Source organism: Arsukibacterium sp. (assembly GCF_033721375.1).
In the GTDB taxonomy this organism is placed as follows: domain Bacteria; phylum Pseudomonadota; class Gammaproteobacteria; order Enterobacterales; family Alteromonadaceae; genus Alishewanella.
Genome location: NZ_JAWWAP010000010.1, coordinates 41,447 through 62,877, shown reverse-complemented (window position 1 = coordinate 62,877; position 21,431 = coordinate 41,447). Strand labels below are relative to the sequence as shown.

Genomic DNA, 21,431 nt, shown 5'->3' with positions numbered 1-21,431 from the left:
TCGCTTGTTGAGGGAGTGTAATTGTTCAGCACGTTTTTGCGTTGCTGATTAATCGTTAACTTAAAACACAAGGAGATGACCATGAATATTAAAGACGTAATGACTGCTAATCCGGTTTTAGTTAAACCTTCGACTTCTGTCAAAGACGCTGCGGCGCAGATGGCACGCGAAGGTATTGGATTTATTCTGGCCGGTGCCGATGATGAGTTAAAAGGTACCCTGACCGATCGCGACATCGTACTCAGAGCCGTGGCAAATGGCAAAGATGTTGATAACACCACCGTGGCCGATATTCTGACTGATGATTTGCTATATTGTTTTGAAGATCAGGACGTCGAGGAAGTCGCCCGCAATATGGGCGAAAAACAAGTACGCCGTTTACCGGTAGTTAATGCTCAGAAAAGACTTGTCGGCGTGGTCAGCCTTGGTGATTTGGCCAAACATTTACGGCCGGAAACTGCCGGTAAGGTGCTCGGTGATATCTCAATGAAATTTACCGCTCATTAGCAGCAAACCACAGTTTACCCGGAGGTTTATGATGTCACATGAGAAATATCATGCCTGTATTGATGCCTGTAATAACTGTGCCAATGCTTGCGATCATTGCTCCACCGCCTGTCTGCAGGAAGATAATGTAGCAGACATGGAGCGTTGTATCCGGCTGGATATCGACTGCGCAGCATTATGCCGGTTTGCCGCCGCAGCCATGGCGCGCAGCAGCGAGCATGTCAGCGATATTTGCCGGCTATGCGCTACGCTTTGTGAGGCATGCGCGACAGAATGTGGTAAGCATCAGCACAGCCATTGTCTGGAATGCGCTGAGGCGTGCCGCAGCTGTGCCGAGGCCTGTCAGGCTATGGCTGCCTGAGCCGCGACTTAGCTCAGTATGGCTTTGCTGCCATACAACATAAAAATGGCCAGCGCCGCCAGCAACAGCACTGTAAACGTCAGGATCATGCCAAAAACCCTGAATTTCAGTGGTTCCAGTTGCTGGCTTACTCCGTAGGCGTGCGACAACCGCCCTACAAGCAAAGCAATACCCAGAATATGCAGATATAACGGTGCCAGGCCACTGTATTCGGCCAGAAACATCAGCAACAGGGCAAAGGGCACGTATTCGGCAAAGTTTGCCTGCACCCGTATTGCCCGCTCAAGTAATATCTGGCCATCACTGCCTATCGCTACCTGATACTGATTTCGTCTGGTGATAACCCTGACACTTAATACAATAAACAAGATTGCCAGTATGCCGGCGTATAAAGCGGTTGTCATTGTGCGATATCCTTATAAAGCAGCAGGCCCACTGCCAGGCTGCTGGTTAGCAGTATAAGTGCTCTGCCGGCGCTGGCAGCTTATTTCTGCTTAATTTTTGCTGGTTAATTGGCCCGGATAACGATTCTGGGGTCATACTCTTCGCACCCTTCAACCGTCACGCCATAGTCATACTCTCCGCTTGCGTCACTGGTGATCAGGCATTGCAGCTTGCCATTTTGATTAGCCTGCAGCCGGCATCCTGGCTGAAACGGACTTTGATCGTAAAATCTGATGCTATACGCCTTTTTCGGGTCAGTTTGCCAGACAATGTGTTTGTCGCGAGCGCCGCAGACACAATCTTTACTGTTACCGCAACCGGCACGCTGGCCGCTATTGTTGGTTTTACAGTTATCATCTGCCGGAGGTTTTATCTGATCAACGCAGCCTGCTGCATTCAGCATAATGGTTAAGGTCTGGTCTTTTTTATCGGCGTGACTGTCGGTAGCGAACAGCAGCCCGGCTAGCAGTATTGTCAGGAAAATCGTTTTCATAGCTTGCTCCAGATGGTTTTTAACAGCATGCTCTGCACAGTAAGTGAGGCAATGCTTACTCCGGTATTTTTGGATCAGCAGCAATTAATGCAGCGGCATATCCCCCGGCAATGGCCTGCGCTACCAGTTCAGCTCCGGCAGCTGGTCTGGCACAATTAAAGCTGGCAATTGCCAAATCGTAATAAATATAGAAATCGTCAATAGTGGTGCTGAGCAGTTGCTGAAGGCTTTCCAGTGCCTGCTCACACTGGCCCAGCTCTGATCTGATCCGGATAATTTGCGACAGTAAGGCGCTGGCATCCTGATTTACCGAAAGGTTCGCCAGTGCCTGCTGCAACGCCTGCTGATAATACTGCAATGCTTCCTGTTGCCGGCCAGGCTGGGCGTCCAGGCTATCGGCAAGATTGGTTAAAATAGTATAGTCATCGTTGCTGTTTTGCAGAGCAGCCCGGTACATCTGCTCGGCTTTGTTGAATTCGCCATTGAAATAATACGCGGTACCCAAATTGGAATACGCCAGTGATAGCGGAGAAGTTGCCACCACCTTTTGCCAGGCCCGGCTTGCTGCTGCAAAATCATTATTAAAAAAATAGCTGGCCCCCAGGCTGTTTTGTAAATCCACACTGTCGGGGTTAAGCAGCGCAGCACGCTCCAGCTGCCTGATAGCCTCGCTGAATTTGCCGCTGTTATATAAAAACCGGCCATAATTGCTGTAGTGCTGCCAGTACCCCGGTTCAAGCTCAATGGCCTCCTTAAAAAACTGCTCAGCCTGCGCCGGCTGCTTCAAATCGGCCAATAACAGCGCCTTGCCGGTTATTGCATCCGGCCAGTGCGAATTAAGCTGTAATGCTGAATCGTATTGCAGCATTGCTTTGTCGTATTCACCCCGGGTACGGTATAAATCGCCCAGCACACTGAATATTGGCGCCTGGTTGCTGGTGAACCCCGCGGCATGCTCGCAGGCCTGGCGGGCCTGCTCAAATTCAGCGACACTGCGATTGATGGCATACTTTTCAAGATGCAGCTTACATAATCCGGCTGAGGCCATCGCAAAACGAGGGTCCAGCTCCAGTGCCTGCAAAAATAGCAGCTCTGCCTGCTCCAGACTCTGCATATCTGCAAATTGCTGCAATAGATTATTCGCCCGCAAGTAGGCGTCATAGGCCTGGAAGTTGGTGGTCAGGCTGTAATCGGCACCCGGTATCGCCTGATTTTGCAGCAATAAACCAAAGGCACTGGTTAATTGGCGGTACAGTTCCTGTTGTAATTGCGGTAGCTGCTGGCGCGGCACCGCTATGCGGCTAGCCCACTGCCTTACCCCATTACTAAGCTGAATAATCACCACCTCCAGCTTCAGCTCCTGCTCACTGGCGTGTAATTTACCTTCAATCGTATATTCAGCACCAAGGCGTTCAGTCAGCAATTTATTGTCTGCCATATCGGGTAGCCCCTGCATGGCTCTGGCAGAAATAACCGGAAAGGCATTCAGTTGGGTCAGCGAATACAGCAATTCGTCGCGAATACCCTCTATCAGGTAGCTGTCAACGGCCACTACTGACCGGCTGTCCTGGCGAAACGGCATCACTGCTACAGCGTTCTCCAGTAAGGGCACGGCAATTTGTGTGTAAGCTGGCGTGGCGTTTCCCTGGCTGGTTTCAGTGTCCAGCGCCCGCTTCAATGAACCGCCCAGCACGATAACGGTAATGCAGGATAACAACAGAAAACCAATATCTACTTTTAGCTGCCGCCGCCAGAACTGACGGGCCTTAGGGTTTTGAGAAATATTCAGTCTGGCGCGTTGTAATTTTAAGTCCCGTAGCCAGGTATAAACCAGAATAACCGGAAACAGCATAACAATAACCAGTAGCGTCAGCTTCATGCCGCGACCGGTGATATGCAGCAACGGAAAGGTGATTGCCATCACCTGAATAAACAACCAGACCGCCACCAGAAACGCGACGCTGACCCGGAACAACCGGCTGCCTTTTACCAGCGCATACAGCCAGGACCACCTGACCCGATCCGAAGGGCCACTGCTCAGCGATAAAGGTTGCATAGTCACGGGCTGCAGCAATCGGTAGCCCCGGCGTGGCAATGTCTGGATATAAGCCGGGCAGGCGGTCTGATCGCCAAGGGCATGGCGCAGCTCACTGACCAGATGCGACAGGGTTTCTCTGGAAGAATCAGCACTGCCGGTTACCGCCTGCAGCAATACCGGCTGGCTGACAACCTGCTGGGCATGCGCGGCCAGAATTAACAGCAACTCCATGGCTTTGGCCGACAGGTGTCTGTGCTCGCCTGCCACAACCAGCTGACCATTGTCAGGAATAACCTGAATTTCGCCAATAAAAAAGCCGGCATGCAACGCATTCTTGTGCTGCATGTCTGCAACAGTATGGTCGGAACATGTGCCGGAAAGCCCGCTGTTATCCATATTACCCGTACATAGGTTTAGCGATATCTATAGCAAAAACACTACATTACTATCCTTAGAAACTGCTAAAGTATGGCGCAGAACCCCGAAATATCCAGCTACCAGCAGATAAATAACCGAACATCCCGGCTTTACTTTCAGGTACAGCAAAGGGTAACCTTGTAGCAACAATTTCTTGATTTCGCTAACTAAAATGCAAGGAGCAATATGGCCGTTTTAAAAACACTGGTGCGCGGTTCCATTAAATTTATCCTGGGTTTATTGCTGCTGCTAACTGCGTTCTATCTGCTATTGCTGGTCATTAACTGGCAGGATGCCAAACCCAATGCCGCCAGCCTGCATATGCAAAGCCTGTTGCAACAACCGCCAATACCGGCAGCGCAAAATGGCTATCAATATTACCTTGCCCACAATACCAATAATAATCTTTTACTGAGCGGGCCACTACAGCAGCTTTATGGCCAGTGCAGCGACGTGCAGACTTGTACGGAAGCGCTGGCTGCTCAAACTGATCTGACAGAACTGGTTGCTCAGCAGCATAAACTATTAGCGTTTTACAAAGAATTGCTGCAATACCCGCAGTGGCAAGAGCCGCCACCGAAACTGGAGCACATGCCTGCCTATCAGTTGTTTTTGCATGGCCAACGGTTATTTCTCTGGCAAGCCTGGCTGGATGCTCAAGCTGGCAACAGCCAGCAGGTTAAAGCTGCGCTTACGGCAGATTATCAGTTCTGGAGAAACGTGCTGGCGAATAATAATACCGTTATTGCTAAAATGATTAGCCTTGCGGCTGTAAAGCATCATTTTAATTTAGCCACAATCGTTATCAGCGAATTGCCGGCAGAGCAGCGCGATGCCGCTATACCAGATGGATGGAATAATGTTTTTAGCGATAAGGAGTTAAGCCTGGAGCTGGCACTGGCTGGCGAGTGGCATTTTGGCTCCGATATCACTTACAACGCCTGGCATGGTACGAACCCCTATGATGAAAGCGAGAGCAAAGTATCGGAAAAACTGCTGGCCTGGGTAGTTCGCCCCCTGTGGCTATTAGAAGATACCAACAATCTTTTAGCTACCCAATTGCAGCAGCATTCTGAGCAAGTCAGCTACCCTTGGTATAGCTGGCTGCGCAATCCGGTTGGTAAGATATTTATGGCAATTGGCACAGTGCCCTATGAAAATTACCAGCAGCGGCTGCTGCAACTGGAACAACTACGCCAGGATGCGCTGCAACAAGTGAATTAACTGGCTAAGGCTTAACCGGAATTGCCGTAACAGGCCCGGCTGACTATGTTATCTTTATCTTCATTCCGCAAACTTTTTCAGGAGTTAATTATGGATATTCTTTATAAAGCAGTTGTTACCTCGACCGGCGGCCGTAACGGCGAAGCAAAATCAGACGACGGTTTACTGGAAGTAAAATTGTCTGCCCCGAAACAACTTGGCGGTGATGGCGGTGCCACTAACCCGGAACAATTATTTGCCGCGGGCTATTCTGCCTGCTTTATTGGTGCGCTAAAGGCTGTAGCCGGTAAAAGCAAAACCAACCTGCCTGATAACTTAAGCCTTACAGCAGAAGTAGGCATTGGTAAAATTGAAGGCGGTTTTGGTTTAGACGTTGATTTATATATCAAACTGCCAGGAATGGACCAGGCCGCGGCCGATAAGCTGGTTGAGCAGGCGCATCAGGTATGCCCGTATTCAAATGCCACCCGGGGCAATGTCGATGTGCGGCTGCACGTCTCAGTTTAAAAGATTGTTAGACTGAAAAGCGCAGGCTCTGGCCTGCGCTTTTTTATGCGGCGGTTCCTTCAGCACACTATTGTGGATAGAAGCCTTACTGTGGCCAGAAGCCTTATTGCGGGCAGCCGCCTGGTTGCCAGAAACTGTCATCGGCAGACGATAAGGTCGTTATACCCCAGGTAGAGCCGGCCATTGCTGCATTACTGCCATTGGCAAAGTAAGCGGGCGCGTAAATATTGCCGGTACTGTAAGCCCGTCCGGCCACTTTATGGCTGTAGTTATTAGTGGTAAAGGCGACACAATCAGCTGGTGGTGGCGGCGGTGGTGGATTGTCGTCATCACCTCCATCACTGCCATCATCGCCCGGGCCAGCGGCACTGCAACTTTGCGCCGGACCAAAACAGCTGGCATCGTTATCCTGCCAGCGACACTGGCTGCCGGTAATTACCTGCTCGCGCAGCACAAAACTGGCTGTACCATACTCCAGATAACAGTTGGCATAATTGGTGTAGTCCAGCCGGCCGGCACTGATATGCTGATCCAATGTGGCATTCTGGCCGGCATCGATGGTAAATATCAGCTGCTCAGCACTAAACAAGCCGCCCTGATCGGTGGCGGTAATTAGCGCAGTTTGCTCGCCACCCGCCAGCTGGCAACGCTGTGCACTAAATAGATCATCGTTGATGCTGGCAGTAACAGTCGCACTGGCAAACTCTACCGTTACCGATGCCAGATCGCGATTTAAATCAAACACCCGGCCACTCACCACAGCGCACTGACCGTCAACAGCAACTACCAGCTCAGACAGCTCTGGCGCAGCAGCTGGTGGTGGCGGGCCAATTAACAACTGCTCAGTATAGGGTGTACTGACCAAACCGCCGCTATCGGTTGCCGTTACGCTAAGCTGATACCAGTCATCATTCAGTGCCGGGCTGCTAAGGCTGAAATTACCGGTAGCAGCAGGTGTGGTACTGACCAGTTGTTGTTGGCCGATACTGTCGGTAAAGCTGGCGCTGACCGTTATTGCATCGCCGTCAATGTCAGCAGCATTGCCGGTTACCGTTACAACACTGGCTTGCTGGCTGACATTAATATTGGTCAGCCCAGGGGCACTATTGCGATTCACCCGCTGGTTATTGTCCAGAAAATACTGACCCAGATACACCGCATAGTTAATGCTATTACCATTAATATAGGAGCCGCTGGCACCCTGACCACCTGACCAGGCATGATCGACATTATTAAACCACAACATCGATACCCGGCCATCCTGCCACAGTGTTTCGTCTGCGGTGCGACTGCTTCCTTCACTGATCAGATTCTCGCCACTCAGCTGACTGACATTATATAAATCAGCCATACCATTGGCGTTCTGCTCGTTGTAACACAGGTTAACGGTAGTATCACTGCGGCCATGGGCAATAGAGGCAATCTGCGTGTCGAAGTGGCTGGCATAGCTGCCGGCATACTGCGCACAGCGGCTGGCGACATTGGCAGTTTCGCAGGGGCCAATGGCACCACTGGAGCTGGTGCCAATGCTAGGCCCGGCACTAATGCCCATGCCGGCAAACACGTCGGGTGCCAGGCAGGCAGTGGTATTGGCAAAGGCAGCACCGGATGATAAGCCGGCAATATAAACCTGATTCGGGTCTATCTGCAGGTTAACATCAGCCACCAGATTATTGGCCAGGGTAATTAAATTTTTATAGTCACCGGCACTGCGCGCTTTAGTGCCCTGCCAGTAAGACCAGCAACCAAAACCCGCTTTGTTCATGGCATCCGGCACCGCAATGACCAGGCCGAACTGCTCAGCTGCCGCAGTTAAGTTGGCATTGAGATAGGCATCGATCGACTGGGTACAGCCATGCAGCACAACCAGCAAACCACGGCCCTGGCCAATGGCCGAGACGCTGTCTGGTGAGTATAAATGCACTTTATTAAAACCACCGACACTGACATTTTGCTGCCAGCTACCGGCAAAAGCCGGCATGGCAAACATAGCTGCCGTAAAGAGTATACCGGCCGCTACTGCGCTGGTCCGGCTGAAAGCTTGAATTTTCACGTCTGTTGTTCCTTATCATTATTTTCATTTAAGTGAACACCGCAGCGACGCTACTTCTCCCTGTTCCGACCTCTGACTTTCCGGTAGCAAGCCCCGGTGCCCACCAACTATAGAAGTCGAAAAGCAATTACGGTTTAGTACTTTAGTGCTGCTTCAGGGGTTTAGGAGAGCGGGACTTAACGCACAAGCCTGACTCGCAAGCCTGGCAGGAATAACGTAAACTGCCGGCAAAATACCTGATTGCAGCTTCTATGACAAAATCTGCCCAACTACACCCGCGTAACCCGCATCAGGGCCGCTATGATTTAGCACAGCTAAGCAGCGACTATCCGCCGTTACAGCAACATCTGGCCGTAAGTCCGGCTGGTGAACAAACGATTAATTTCAGCGATCCGGCGGCGGTACAATCACTGAATGCGGCCCTGCTTAAGCACTACTATCAGGTTGACTACTGGCAATTACCGCCGGGCTATTTATGCCCGCCGATACCGGGCCGGGCCGACTATATTCACTACGCCGCCGATTTACTGGCCGGGCCGGATGGCATAGCGACCGGCAAACAGATTAACCTGCTGGATATTGGCTGTGGCGCCAACCTGATTTACCCGATAATAGCCAATCGAAGTTATGGCTGGCGTTGTGTCGGTACTGATATTGATGCTATGGCGTTAAAAGCCGCCCGGTTAATTATCGACAGCAACCCAAAGCTACAGGGACAGATAAACCTGCGCCGCCAGTCAGATAGCAACAATATTCTGCGCGGCATTATCAAGCCCAGCGACACCTTTACACTGACTGTTTGCAATCCGCCGTTTTACGGCTCTGCCGCCGAGGCTGCTGCAGCCAATCAGCGCAAAAGAACTAACCTGAAACTGGCAGATAGCCCACAACAACGTAATTTTGCCGGTCAGCAGCATGAGCTATGGTGTCCGGGCGGAGAACTGGCATTTATTAAGCAATTAATTGCTGAAAGCGTAGAGTTTGCCAGCCAGGTTGGCTGGTTTAGCAGCCTGGTATCACAGCAACGTCATGTTAAGGCTCTTATCGTGGCAGCGCGTCAGGCCGGCGCGGTTGAAGTTAAACAGGTTAATATGCAACAAGGCCAGAAAAGCAGCCAGCTACTGGCCTGGCGTTTTCAACCAGCGACATAAACACGGCTAAGCAGTAATTACCAGCGGGCAAAATGGTCTTCCGCCAGGCCCTGCTGGCCGTTGCAGTTAATCTGCTGGCCGTCACTCAGTTTTATGGTGCCATGCCAACTACCGCAATACTGACGAAAATTACTGGCCAGCAGCCCCAGATTCAGCCGTTCCTGGCGTTTAGCTGCCGGCATAAACTGTAATTTAACCGCGCCGGACTGACTTAACACCTGCCAGAGGCTATCAGGTTTCTGGCGGTTGAATATAAATTGCAGCGGCGGCAATCCATAGCGCTTACCGTTTAACCAGCAGCAGTTCTCAGTACCGCCGGTTTCATTAACGCCGGCCGCTAAGTTAAAACCAATAACATCAGCTCCGCTGTAACCACTTAAACTGCCCCAGCGCCAGCTGGTTTCCCGGCGCATATAGCCTGCCGAAAAATCATAGCCGCCGAGCGCACCGTTTACTGCTACCGGCTGCTGGTACAGATTAATATCTCCACTTACCTGCAAGCCATTATGTTTCTGGGTATAAGTCCAGCCGCTGTAACCTGTGGGTAAACATAGCGCCAACGGCTCAGCAATATCGCCTGGCGCTAACAGCAGGTTGGCACTCAGCTGCTTACTATGCAAAGCCAGCCGCCAGCAGTAGCCGTCAGGCTCAATGCTGATCCTGTTATTAGCGCTTTGGATCCGTGCCACGCCGGCAACGGGTGAATGGCTCATCTGGCTGTGCCAGCCGAAAGGTTGCAGCAATTTAAACTCGGTTAAACTGGCGGTACTGCGCTGATAAAAGTAAGCGAAGCCGGAACATAAATAGCGGATGTCCGCTATGGCTGCCGCCAGGATCCAGTCCGGGTGGCTGATGCTGATAAATTGAAACTGCTTATAGTGGGCCCAGCGCGCCAGACTGGAAGCCAGCTTATCCATTGGAGTGCGATAGACAAAACGGGTCAGGTTGAGATCGGTAACCGGTTGCTCAAAAAGGCCATACTGTGGCTGACCATCAGCCTGAATAAGCCGAAAGGGCTCGGGTTGCAAAGGGCTGGTCATAGTGGTTCCGCAAATAAATATTCAGTGGCTAATTTAAGCTTTTAACCAGTGTAATGCAGCCGTTTTGCTTAAAAAACATGTGGTTCGCTGCTTTTTCTCAGTATTTTCTCTAAAAACAGCGCACTCAGTACAAAATTAGCCATTGCCGGGCTATCGCAATTTTGCTAATTTCGCTATCTTTAAATATACAAATTCCCCGCTGATTTGTTAACAATTTAACAGGCAACGTGGGCCTTCATTTGCAATTAGTGGTGGTAGGGCTAACCATGTTTAAACGCAGCTTACTGGTCTCAACGGTTATTTTACTCACTGCCTGTGGCGGTGGTGGTTCTGGCAATATTGGCAGCGGTGGCGGCTCCGGCGGTGGTGGCTCGGGGGTTACCCCTCCCACCTGGACCCCGGGCGTATTTGCCCCGGCAAGTAACTTTAAAAACTATTGCGCTACCCCGCGTACCGGTGCCGACCCTTACAATAACAACCAGCCTTACCCTGACCGGGCGGGCACCACTATGCATGAAAAAATGTGGCTGCGATCCTGGAGCAATAACACCTATTTATGGTACCGCGAGTTGCCTGATAATAACCCGGCCAACTTCAGTTCTGTACTGGCGTTTTTTGACCAGTTAAAAACGGATGAGCTAACCGACTCCGGTGCAGCAAAAGATAACTTTCATTTTGCTCAGAGTACCGCCAGCTATCAACAGCAAACTCAGTCCGGTGTCAGTTCAGGCTACGGCATTACCTGGTCGTTTGGCCGCACCACCCCGCCGCGCTCATTAATTGTCGCCTATACCGAGCCTGGCTCACCGGCGGCCAATGCCGGTATATTGCGTGGCGCAGATTTACTGGAAGTCGACGGCATCGATTTTGTTAACGACAACACTAACGCCGGCGTTAATGCCATTAATGCGGCATTATTTCCGGAAAGTGCCGGCGAACAGCATGAGTTTGTGTTTTTAACCAATGACGGTGACACCCTTACCGTAACGATGACCTCTGCCGATGTTGCCAGCAGCCCGGTACAAAATGTTCAGGTGCTCGACACCGATGCCGGCAAGGTCGGCTACTTACAGTTTAACAGCCATATCGCGCTGGCCCAGCCGCAGCTTATCAGCGCCGTTAACAGCTTTGCTGATGCTAATGTTACCGATGTCGTGCTCGACTTACGCTACAACGGCGGCGGCTTGCTGGCACTGGCCTCGCAGTTCGCTTATATGGTCAGTGGCGATGCGATTATTCAGGACAGGATATTCGAGAAAACCATTTTTAATGACAAACATCCGAACCGTGATCCGGTCACCGGTCAGACGTTAAGCCCGATGCCATTTTATGGTTTTGAAATTGATTACGAAGCCGGCCGGTTAACCAGCACACCGCTGCCGGAATTAAACCTGAACCGCATTTTTGTGTTATCAACCGGTGACACCTGCTCGGCCAGTGAAGCTTTTATTAACGGCTTACGCGGTATCGATGTTGAGGTAATTCTGATTGGTGACCAAACCTGTGGTAAGCCTTATGGGTTTTATCCGACCGATAACTGCGGTACTACCTACTTTACCATTCAGTTCAGCGGCGCCAATGCCAAAAACTTTGGCGAATATGCGGATGGGTTTTACCCGACCCCCGCGCCGGTATTTGCCGCCGATGTCCCGGGTTGTCAGGTTGCAGATGACTTCTCAGCTCAGCTGGGCGACCCGGCTGAGCGGATGCTGGCCAGTGCCCTGTATTATGCAGCAAATAACAGCTGCCCGGTGGCTGTAACTGGCCAGAGTCTGAGCCAGCAACAGCGCAGCCATGACGACAGCGGCCTGAGCATTCAGCGCCAGGATCCAAGAATGCAGGCGTTTTTGCTGGAGAATAAGCTGAACCAGCCCATTAAACCGGCGCAGGACCAACAACAGTGAAGCGCAGGTTACTACTGAGCACCAGCCTGCTGGCTGGTGCCTGCTTACTGGCAGGCTGCAAAATGACAACAGCTGAACCCCAACCCGCCCGGCTGACTAATATGAGCCCGGAGATTAAAGCTGAGCTGCAACAAGCCATTATCGAGCTTATTGGCGGTGAGAAAGTAAAACTGGCCGACACTGCCTTTGCTGACAGCCACCAGTTGTTTATTGAGCGAGCCATACTGCGCGACCCGCAAGGCCTGCCAATAATGGGCCGGCATAGTCAGCCGGCTATTTTACTGGAGTTACAACAAGCTGATAACCAGTGCCTGCTCAGCCACCCGGCCAGCGGTCGCAGCGTGGCACTAACTAAAAGCAACTGCCAGCTCAGCGCCGTAACCAGCGACTAGGCGTGGTGGTTTAACACAATTGCCGGTTAATGGACTTTACCGGCGATTTTCTCTATATCGTGCTGTAATTGTTTACGCAGCCCCAGCATAAAACTCATTTCAGCAACCACAAACAGAGGGCCAACAAACAAGCCAACGATATCGTCGACAAAGGCAGGCTTTTTCCCTTCATAGTAATGGCCAACAAACTGCAACACCCAGCCAATAACAAACAGTGCCAGCGAACTACCCAGCCAGAAAGCAAACGGCTGGGCTGCCAGATAGGTTGCAAGGGCAAAACAGCTGCCGCTGAACAGCAACATCACCAGGCCAAAACGTAAATCGAGCCGGAAATAAAACAGCGCCGCGGCAATAAACAAAAATAGCGCCGGAGTCAGCATAATGCCTGCCACGCTTACCAGCGGCAGTGACAACAAACTGAAAATGGCCACGATGATCAAGGGGATGCCAATATAATGGGTTTTTATATTGCGCTGATCGCGATGATACAGCGCATACTGGCTCAGGTGTTCAGTCAGGTTTTTCATCGTTATTCACTCCGCTCATCGCAGTAATACCACTAAACAAAATACAACTTAACGAAATAAATTCAATTTTGCCATAGTGTGATTGTGCCATTATTGTCGCACCACCAAACCATAACCGGTCGGCCGGTAGCCCGGGTGCCATTCGCGGTCGCCGCTGATAAAAGGGTTGTCGTGGCCCATATGCTGGCGGGTGCGTTGGTTAAGCTGCAGCTCGGCCGGGCTTACCGGGTCGAGCTGATGCCAGGCCATAAACAGTTGCAGCTGGGCGCGGGACAGGATCAGGTTGTATTTATCGGCCATGTAGAAGTAGGTGCGGGCAATGTCGCCTCGTACCGATGCAGGGGGTTCAAATACCTGCTGTTTAAAATCGACCCTGACCGGACAAGCACCATGCAAGGCGGGAGTAGCGGGCAGCATGCCAAAGCGATAATTACTCCGATCACCGTTTACCTCGCCGATTACCGGTACCAGATTATATAAATCGGCCTCCATTAACCGGAAAACACTGTCGGTTTTAACACAGTTTTTTCTGCCACCGCTTTGCCAGCACTGGCGCTGATGGCCAAAGTGATGGGCCGGCATTACATGCTCCCATTCAATCCGGTTGGCCCGCGGGCCATTTTTACGCACCTGATAACCACAGCCAGCAAGGTCGGGAATACCTTTACTCCCCTGCCAGCGTATAGTGCAATCACAATAAAAGCTTGTAGCCGCTGGCGCATGAATACGCTGCGCCAGCTTTTTGGCCTGATCAAAATTAGCAGGAGCTGCCTGGGCAAAAGCAGCCAGTAACAGCAATACGCTGCTGCAATAAAACCAGAGTAACTTCATTCACTACCACTTACTTCAGTGAAAACTGCAAAGGCCCAACTATAACCTGCTGCGGCCAGTTTGAATACGTCATTCAGCTGCAACAACCCTTACAGTCTGACCGCCTGCGTTCCTGATATTTATAAACTGTAAGCATATTGTCATTTTGGCGTGAAACAACAATATTTCGCTGCTGCAGCTAAGTATGCTGAAGTTGTGTTAAAGGGGTCTTGTTGTCACTAACACTTCGCTGGCGTTGCTGGCGGCTCATGCACGGATGTCTTGCATAACAACACATTACAGGACGAAAACATGCGAGCTTTTACTATAACTTCCCGCAGTATGCTGCTTGGTATACTGCTGTTTATTACCCCACAGGCGCTGGCCGACGTTATTTTACATGCCTTTGACTGGCACTATAACGAGGTTGCCAACCGGGCAGAGGAAATAAAAAACCTCGGTTATAAAGCAGTACTGGTTGCCCCGCCGTTAAAATCGAATGCCGGCAACTGCGCCTGGTGGCAACGTTATCAGCCACAGGACATCAGAGTTATTGACCATTGCAAAGGCAATAAGCAATCGTTTCAGGCGATGATTAACGCCCTTAACGATAGCAACCCGGCACGGCGGGTAGTGGTGTACGCCGATATTGTCCTGAACCATATGGCCAATGAACGCAATGGCGCCACCGACTTCCCCGGTCAGGCTGCGCTTAACAGCTACGGCAGCAACCAGACATACTGGAATAATCAGCGTTTGTTTGGCAATTTAACCCAGGGGTTATTCAGCCCGTGGGATTTTAATCCGGCCAACTGTATTCAGAATTATAACGATGTCTGGCAGGTGCAAAACTGGCGGTTATGCGGCGGCAATGGCGACAGCGGCTTGCCCGATTTAGATCCCAACAACTGGGTGGTACAACAGCAGCGGGCTTACTTACAGGCTTTGAAAAATATGGGGGTGAAAGGTTTCAGGGTTGATGCTGCCAAACATATGACTATCTGGCATATTAACCAGATTTTCACCAGCACTATTAAAAACGGTATGTATGTGTTTGGCGAAATTATTACCAGCGGTGGTGCCGGTAATAATGAGTACAGCAGTTTTCTGGCACCTTATTTACAGTATACCGACCATAAAGCCTACGATTTTCCACTGTTTGAAAGCCTGCGCCGGGCGTTTAACCCCAGTGGCAGCATGAACGAGCTGGTTGATCCGGGCAGCTATGGTCAGGCACTGGCTAACAGCCGGGCTGTCACCTTTACCATTACCCACGATATTCCAACCAATGCTGGTTTTCGCTATCTGATTATGAACTCAACCGATGAATACCTGGCCTATGCCTATGTAATGGGCCGTGACGGCGGTAAGCCGTTAGTATTCAGCGACAGTACCGGTACCGATAACAACCGCTGGGTTAATGCCTACCGGGCCACCTTTATGCAACGGATGATCAATTTTCATAACCGGATGCAGGGTCAGGGCATGGAAGTACTGGCGTCGAGCAACTGCGCTATTTTATTCCGCCGCGGCCAGGAAGGGGTGGTAGGGATAAACAAATGCGGTGGCCAGGTTAGCTTTAACGTTAACACCAACGGCCGCTTTTACTGGTACCGGACTTACCGTGACGCTTTAAGCGGGGCGGCAACCTTTAGTATTGGGGGCAGTAATCACAGCTTCAGCATTCCGGCCCGTCAGGCCAGAATGTGGTATGCCGACTAACTTTTAACGGAGGATCACTAGGCTTTTTTCAGTCGCTGTGGCAGGCTGACAATATTAAATTCAGGAGCTGTCGATGAAGAAAGCCTTTGCCCCCGCCAAACGCCTGGCGTTACGTTCTGCAGCAGCAGCAATTGCGCTGAGTAGCCTCAGCGCCTGTATCGAGCCGACTCCGGATGCCAGTCAGCAGCAACTTGTCGCCAGTTTGACCGAACCACAACGCCAGCTGTTTGAACAAGGCCAGTTAAAGGCTTACAGCTGTGCAGCGTGTCATGGCCGTAACGGCATTTCCAGCCACCCGAACTATCCCAGCCTGGCGGGACGTTCAGCCACTGAGTTGGCCAGCGCGTTAACGGCTTATCGGACAGGTGAGCGCAAACATGCACTGATGACCCCACAGGCCCGCGGCCTGGCAGATGCAGATATTAATGCCCTGGCCTATTACTTTTCTCTGCAGGCGCCGCCGGCTTCTACTACAGCGCAGGCCGACTAGGGCGTGTTGCCACACAACACCAAGCAAATAAAAAGGGCAGCCACTGGCTGCCCTTATAGCAATACTGCATTGCTGCGCGTGAATTACTTAGCCTCACCTATTGCCATCTGACTGTGCATAACCACGCCCTGGTCATTAATATCCATATTGGCCTGAACCTGCATCTTCATCTCGGTCAACGAACTGAACTCTGCAGGTACCGGCTGGCCACTGGCTTGCATCGCTTGTTCCATAATGCCAAAAAACCGCGCGTAATCCATGCCGAAGCTTAACATGCCGTTTTTCTCAATCGCCTGCTTAGTAAGCGCTTTAGCCTGGGCTGTACCTTTATCACCGGCATACACCACCAGATGTGAGTCACTGACCTGCAGCATTGGTGTTACGCCGAAGGCATCCAGCATCGGCAGTACCGTGTTCAGTGGCAGCTCTTCACCATCGGCCGGCAGGGTGATTTCAGCCATACCTGGCACCATGGCTTTTAAACCCTCCAGATAACTGCGGGCATTTTTTGCAGTCACACTCAGCATGGCATCAACCGCTGCTACCTGCATCGTAGCGGGGTCTAATGTCAGGTTATTGATGGTAACTGAGGTACCCTGCACACTGTGCACCATAGCACCGGCGGCCAGCATTGCCATCGGGTTAGCCTGCTGCATTTTTTGCTGTAATTCTGCCAGCTGTGGGCACTGATAGGCTGGCTGGGTTAAACCACGCCAGATTTTGGTCAGCGCAGGTGCAAACTCGGCCATATCCAGTCCCAGCGCAAAGCTGAATACTGCATCGTTGTTACCCTCTGCAACATGGCCCGGCACAAAACCACGCATGCTACTCAGGGTAGTAATGGTCTCTTTATTGGTTGTTGGCAGCAACATTTTACCGCGGACCTGAGTTTGCTGGCCGGCTTTACTGGTAATTTTGCTATCGAAATACATACCTGGCCAGCTGGTGGTGATACTGGTCAAATCCTGCTGACACTCGGCACTGCGCCACGGCTCCATCGCTGCAACAAAATCCGGGCTGGCCAGCAGCTGAATATCATTTGCCAGACGATTACCATCTGTAGTCGTCAGGCCGGTCATCAGCTGCTGAAAGCTGATAAAGCCAATAGAATTCGGGTTTAATTTATAGTCTGATGCAATGTTCGCCAGCTGATTATCACTGGTAATACTGCGTTCTGGTTTGGCCGCCAGCAAAACCAGCTCGCGGGTTTGCTCACCCTGGGTCGGCAGTACCAGCGCCATATTGCCCCAGCCGTCCTTTACCGACACCAGAAGCTCTGCGCTGTACTCACCAAAGCTGAACGGGTAAGAGCGAAAACCGCCGTCAGCACCCGGGATTGCCTGATGGCTGATACCACTCGCTTCCTCGGCCCGATCAAACAATGTCCAGAACGCCACTTCATTTGCCAGTTCAATGCGCATTACCGGCGATAAGCCAACCATATAGCTTAGCGAGCGCACCTGCGGTTTAATGCCGGTAATCACTTCCAGCTGTTCCGGTTGCGCCAGCGCCCGCATATACTCTTTGGCTAAACTTAACACGAAACGCAGTTGCGGGTCGTCAGTATTGGCGGCAAGCTCTGCTACCTGCTGCTGACTGGCTTCACTGTAATATTCAGGAGTTAAGCCAAACGCATTTAAATAGGCAATAAAATCGACCGGCTCCAGCTGCGCCGATAAAAATACGGTATCGGCCGGTACAAACTCCAGCTGCTGGTGATCAACCGTAACGGATTCTGTCCCGCTGAGTTTAATATAACCATAAACTGCGCCGGCAATAATGGCCGCCGCAACGAGTAACTTACGCATCACTGACTCCTTGATATTGTTATTAAATCCTGTTGTTACACTTCGGCTTCTGTCTTTACAGGGTACTGCTCGCGACAAAACCGGTGTGCCGGAAGCTTGCTAACAGAGTAGATTAAACCGCTTTGATATTACATTCTTAACTGCTTAATAACAATGTTGCTGTAACCGCGTTTTGCTGTTCATCATGCTTTATTCATCGGCACGCCTATTCATCACTGCTAAACAGCGCCAGCAGATCTGCCGCCTCGCCCTGCCAGACCTGGCCTTTACTGCCCCCTAGCAACTGATCGGCAAGACCCTGCTTAAAGCTCTGTAATTGCTGTACTTTCTCTTCCACAGTATTGCGGGCGATCAGTTTATAGACAAACACGGCTTTATCCTGACCAATCCGATGCGCCCGGTCCGTTGCCTGCTGCTCGGCTGCCGGATTCCACCAGGGATCATAATGAATCACCGTATCGGCTGCGGTCAGGTTTAAGCCGGTACCGCCAGCTTTCAGGCTAATTAAAAACACCTCTGTTTCGCCATTCTGAAAGGCATCAATCTGGGTTTGCCGTTGTTTAGTCTGGCCGGTCAGCTTGCTGTAACTGATCCCCATAAACTGCAGTTCCTGCTCAATCAGATGCAGCATACTGGCAAACTGGCTGAACAACAGAATACGCCGGCCCTCTTCCAGCATTTCAGGCAGAGTGTCGCGCAGCCATTGTAATTTAGCGTTATGCCGCACACTCTGCGCTTGTTCTATCGGCACCAGCCGGGCATCACAACACACCTGGCGCAGCTTTAATAATGCATCTAAAAACTCAATCTGGCTGGCAGCAACGCCTTTGCGGACAAACAATTCCCGCACCTTGGTTTCCATAATTAAGCGGATACTTTCGTACAGATTACGCTGATCTGCTTCCAGCTCCAGCAACTGAATAATTTCGGTTTTTTCCGGCAGTTCGGTCGCCACCTGACCTTTGGTGCGGCGCAGCATAAAAGGGGCTATTTTCTGGCGCAGCACCCGCGCTCGCTCTGCATCAGCGTGTTTTTCTATGGGCTTACGGTACACCTGACTAAAATGCTGCTCAGTGCCCAGTAAACCCGGCAGCACAAAATCGAACAACGATTTTAATTCGCCCAGATGGTTTTCCAGTGGCGTGCCGGTTAGTGCCAGACTGAAGTCGCGATGCAGTGCCCTGACACTTTGCGCTGCCTGACTACCGGCATTTTTAATATGCTGCGCTTCATCCAGCACCACCACACTGAAGCGATGCTGCCGGTATAAAGCAATATCGCGCACCAGTAACGGATAGCTGGTTACAATCAGCTGGTAGTTGGCCAGCTCTTCAAACAGCGGCCGGCGTTTCGGACCATATACCTGCAATACCTTTAAATCAGGAGTAAAGCGGCGCGCTTCCTGCTGCCAGTTGCCCAGCAAGCTGGTGGGGCAGACAATCAGCGCCGGCTGCTGCAGCTCTCCCTGCTGATACTGCTTTAAAATAAAACTGAGGGTTTGTAGGGTTTTGCCCAGGCCCATGTCATCAGCCAGTACGCCGCCCAGACCATACTGCTTTAAAAAGCTCAGCCAGTTTAAGCCCTGTTGCTGGTAGCCTCGCAGGGTTGCCTGCAGGTTGGCCGGCAGCGCCACATCGGTAATGCCACTGAAGTTATGCAATTGCTGGTTCAGGCTGGCGAGGCGGTTGGCATTTAAGTACTGAATTTCGGCCGCACCAGGTGGTGGCAGTATCGCCGCTTTGTAATCGGGCAATTCAAGAGTCAGCGGTGCTTTATGCATATTCAGCAGCTCGACAATGGTGTCGATAAGCGGCTGAATTAATGACATTGGCAGGGCCAGCTTGCCCTGTGGCAAACTCAGCCAGATTTGCTGATCATCCCCGGGCAGACCGTTCTGGCGTAGCCACTGGCTGATCAGGGGTAGCAGCGGTACCTGCTGGCCGTCAATGTCCACCTGGATCCCCAGCTCAAAACCGCTTTGCTTGCCATCCTGTACCTGTAAATACGGAGTGGCAGCCAGAATATCCAGATTAAAATCACTGGCCTGTTCTACCAGCCAGCCATCATCGCGCAGGCTGTCCAGCTGCTGCAGCAAGGGTTGCCATAATTCCGGGTTGTCAGGGCCTTCGCCGACCCCAAAAGCAGCCTGTTGCGCATTTGGCGCCGGTAATGGCGGCAGACTGTGCAGCTCCAGTTCCAGCAACACTTCCAGTGCCGCGGTTTCGCTGGCGCGGTGTCTTTTGACAAAATAGGTTCGTGAGCCTTGCTGTACTTCAGTTTGCGATGCCTGTAAATCCAGCGGCAGCCGCTGTTTATCGTAATCAAAACTCAGTAGCGCCACTGGCTCCAGCCGGCCTTTACTGTGGCGCGGCAACATTTTTAATTGCAGCACCGGGGTGGGCGTGACATTTATTTGCTCAACACCCAGCCCCTCTGGCATTGGCAGGCTGATTTTTGGCAATAATTGCTGCAGCCGGCCTAACCGGCTTTGTAACAGGGCGGCGGGCGCTGGCGGCATTTTCGACAATAGCTTTAGCTCACGGCCACTTAACGGGGTAGTCAGCCGCCCTAACTGATAATTATCGGTGTCCAGATAGCAGGGCGGATCGGTAAACACCAGCACGCTGCTATGGTCATCACCTATCCGCCAGCCTAACTGCTGACCGGCCTTGCTGCTATGCCAGCTTAATTCCAGTGGCCGCTGCTCACCCCAGCTTAGCGGATACCGCGCTTCACTGAACATACAACGCTCAGTTGCCAGCAATTGCTGCAGCAACTGGTAACCCCAGTTATCCTCCAGCACCGATTGCTCGGCCAGGTTGTGGCTGCGAAACAGGGTTAGCAACTGATAGTCACTTTCACTTAACCAGGCCGGCGGCTGTGGGCTGACCAAGTCATATTTGCCAATAGCCTGACCCTTGGTAAAGCCGCCTTTTTTCATCGGCCTGACCCGACGCGGGTACAACTGCAAGCCGGCCTGACCATAACTTAATAAATACAACACGGTGTCGCCGCTGTCATCACGGGCAGGTTGTTGCAACTGTTCCAGTTCGTTAAACCAGTTGTCCAGTTTCAGTTGCGGTAATTGTTTTATCCGCAGCTGTTGCTGGGCATAGTCACGTTTTAACCGCAGTAACACGGCCAGAATATGCTTGCAGCGATGCCCCACCGGACAACTGCAGCTGTCGCGCAATGCCCAGCCCTGGTCAGTCTGCGCCAGCACAATATTCTGCCTGTACGGTGCAAAGCCAGCGCCCCATACCTGAGCACTTATCTGACTTAAATCATCGTTATACTCCAGCTTAACCACTTTGCCGGCCTGCAAATACGCCCTGGCCCGGTGCAGGGTTGTGCTATCAAACCATTGCAACAGGCGGTCTTCATCCAGGGGAAAGGCGTGCTGTTCAGTCGGGCTGTTCAAAATAGTGTTAACTCTTGCTGAAGTGACTTCTGACAGCAGGGATAAGCCTGCCGCCAACGAAAACCCCCATGCTAGCTTACTTTGGCAGCAGACCAAAGCGTCTTTGTAATTTACCGGCGGTT

General features: G+C 51.6%; 18 protein-coding genes. 9 read left to right on the top strand and 9 right to left on the bottom strand.

Annotated features, from left to right (window positions below; translation table 11 throughout):
* Positions 1-81: 81 nt before the first annotated feature.
* A complete protein-coding gene (locus R3187_RS15675) occupies positions 82-507 on the top strand; it encodes a CBS domain-containing protein (RefSeq protein WP_318967999.1) in 426 nt (141 codons plus the stop codon).
* A 28-nt stretch (positions 508-535) separates the two neighbouring features.
* A complete protein-coding gene (locus tag R3187_RS15670; protein ID WP_318967998.1) occupies positions 536-868 on the top strand; it encodes a four-helix bundle copper-binding protein in 333 nt (110 codons plus the stop codon).
* 8 nt (positions 869-876) lie between these two features.
* On the opposite strand, the gene R3187_RS15665 is transcribed toward R3187_RS15670, so the two are convergent.
* From R3187_RS15665 to R3187_RS15655, 3 genes are all read right to left on the bottom strand, one after another.
* On the bottom strand, positions 877-1,272 hold the full coding sequence (locus R3187_RS15665; RefSeq protein ID WP_318967997.1) for an MAPEG family protein: 396 nt from the start codon (positions 1,270-1,272) through the stop codon (positions 877-879).
* A gap of 104 nt (positions 1,273-1,376) precedes the next feature.
* The gene (locus R3187_RS15660; RefSeq protein ID WP_318967996.1) at positions 1,377-1,805 is read right to left on the bottom strand and encodes a hypothetical protein; all 429 of its coding nucleotides are present in this window, start codon (positions 1,803-1,805) and stop codon (positions 1,377-1,379) included.
* 55 nt (positions 1,806-1,860) lie between these two features.
* Positions 1,861-4,188 carry a tetratricopeptide repeat protein gene (locus R3187_RS15655; RefSeq protein ID WP_318967995.1) on the bottom strand — a complete coding sequence of 776 codons (2,328 nt, stop codon included), beginning with the start codon at positions 4,186-4,188 and terminating at the stop codon, positions 1,861-1,863.
* 258 nt (positions 4,189-4,446) lie between these two features.
* On the opposite strand from R3187_RS15655, the gene R3187_RS15650 reads away from it, so the two are divergent.
* Both R3187_RS15650 and R3187_RS15645 read left to right on the top strand, forming a co-directional pair.
* On the top strand, positions 4,447-5,484 hold the full coding sequence (locus tag R3187_RS15650) for a hypothetical protein (RefSeq protein WP_318967994.1): 1,038 nt from the start codon (positions 4,447-4,449) through the stop codon (positions 5,482-5,484).
* A 90-nt stretch (positions 5,485-5,574) separates the two neighbouring features.
* Positions 5,575-5,991, top strand: a complete 417-nt coding sequence (locus tag R3187_RS15645; RefSeq protein ID WP_318967993.1) for an organic hydroperoxide resistance protein — start codon at positions 5,575-5,577, stop codon at positions 5,989-5,991.
* Between the two features lie 103 nt (positions 5,992-6,094).
* Here R3187_RS15645 and R3187_RS15640 read toward each other — a convergent pair whose 3' ends face one another.
* Positions 6,095-8,044: a PHB depolymerase family esterase gene (locus tag R3187_RS15640; RefSeq protein WP_318967992.1), complete on the bottom strand. Its 1,950-nt coding sequence runs from the start codon at positions 8,042-8,044 to the stop codon at positions 6,095-6,097.
* Between the two features lie 251 nt (positions 8,045-8,295).
* Between R3187_RS15640 and rlmF the strand changes: the two genes are divergently transcribed.
* On the top strand, positions 8,296-9,195 hold the full coding sequence (gene rlmF, locus R3187_RS15635; RefSeq protein WP_318967991.1) for a 23S rRNA (adenine(1618)-N(6))-methyltransferase RlmF: 900 nt from the start codon (positions 8,296-8,298) through the stop codon (positions 9,193-9,195).
* Positions 9,196-9,212: 17 nt separating this feature from the next.
* On the opposite strand, the gene R3187_RS15630 is transcribed toward rlmF, so the two are convergent.
* Positions 9,213-10,235, bottom strand: a complete 1,023-nt coding sequence (locus R3187_RS15630) for a DUF2804 domain-containing protein (RefSeq protein WP_318967990.1) — start codon at positions 10,233-10,235, stop codon at positions 9,213-9,215.
* A gap of 266 nt (positions 10,236-10,501) precedes the next feature.
* Here R3187_RS15630 and R3187_RS15625 point away from each other — a divergent pair, with 266 nt between their 5' ends.
* Both R3187_RS15625 and R3187_RS15620 read left to right on the top strand, forming a co-directional pair.
* Complete coding sequence (locus tag R3187_RS15625; protein WP_318967989.1) at positions 10,502-12,139, top strand: S41 family peptidase; 1,638 nt, start codon at positions 10,502-10,504, stop codon at positions 12,137-12,139.
* Positions 12,136-12,531, top strand: coding sequence for a hypothetical protein (locus tag R3187_RS15620; RefSeq protein ID WP_318967988.1), 396 nt, complete (start codon positions 12,136-12,138; stop codon positions 12,529-12,531). The genes R3187_RS15625 and R3187_RS15620 overlap by 4 nt, the downstream gene beginning before the upstream one ends.
* A 26-nt stretch (positions 12,532-12,557) precedes the next feature.
* Here R3187_RS15620 and R3187_RS15615 read toward each other — a convergent pair whose 3' ends face one another.
* Together R3187_RS15615 and R3187_RS15610 are read right to left on the bottom strand one after the other, a co-directional pair.
* Positions 12,558-13,058, bottom strand: coding sequence for a DUF962 domain-containing protein (locus R3187_RS15615; RefSeq protein WP_318967987.1), 501 nt, complete (start codon positions 13,056-13,058; stop codon positions 12,558-12,560).
* A gap of 90 nt (positions 13,059-13,148) precedes the next feature.
* The gene (locus tag R3187_RS15610) at positions 13,149-13,889 is read right to left on the bottom strand and encodes an endonuclease (protein ID WP_318967986.1); all 741 of its coding nucleotides are present in this window, start codon (positions 13,887-13,889) and stop codon (positions 13,149-13,151) included.
* Between the two features lie 291 nt (positions 13,890-14,180).
* Between R3187_RS15610 and R3187_RS15605 the strand changes: the two genes are divergently transcribed.
* Both R3187_RS15605 and R3187_RS15600 read left to right on the top strand, forming a co-directional pair.
* Positions 14,181-15,590 (top strand): alpha-amylase family protein, encoded by a 1,410-nt coding sequence (locus R3187_RS15605; RefSeq protein ID WP_318967985.1) that lies wholly within the window; start codon positions 14,181-14,183, stop codon positions 15,588-15,590.
* A gap of 73 nt (positions 15,591-15,663) precedes the next feature.
* Positions 15,664-16,080, top strand: coding sequence for a cytochrome c (locus R3187_RS15600; RefSeq protein WP_318967984.1), 417 nt, complete (start codon positions 15,664-15,666; stop codon positions 16,078-16,080).
* A gap of 83 nt (positions 16,081-16,163) precedes the next feature.
* Here the strand turns inward: R3187_RS15600 and R3187_RS15595 are convergent, their stop codons facing one another.
* Both R3187_RS15595 and R3187_RS15590 read right to left on the bottom strand, forming a co-directional pair.
* The gene (locus tag R3187_RS15595) at positions 16,164-17,888 is read right to left on the bottom strand and encodes a hypothetical protein (RefSeq protein ID WP_318967983.1); all 1,725 of its coding nucleotides are present in this window, start codon (positions 17,886-17,888) and stop codon (positions 16,164-16,166) included.
* 205 nt (positions 17,889-18,093) lie between these two features.
* A complete protein-coding gene (locus tag R3187_RS15590; protein WP_318967982.1) occupies positions 18,094-21,309 on the bottom strand; it encodes a DEAD/DEAH box helicase in 3,216 nt (1,071 codons plus the stop codon).
* Positions 21,310-21,431: the final 122 nt, after the last annotated feature.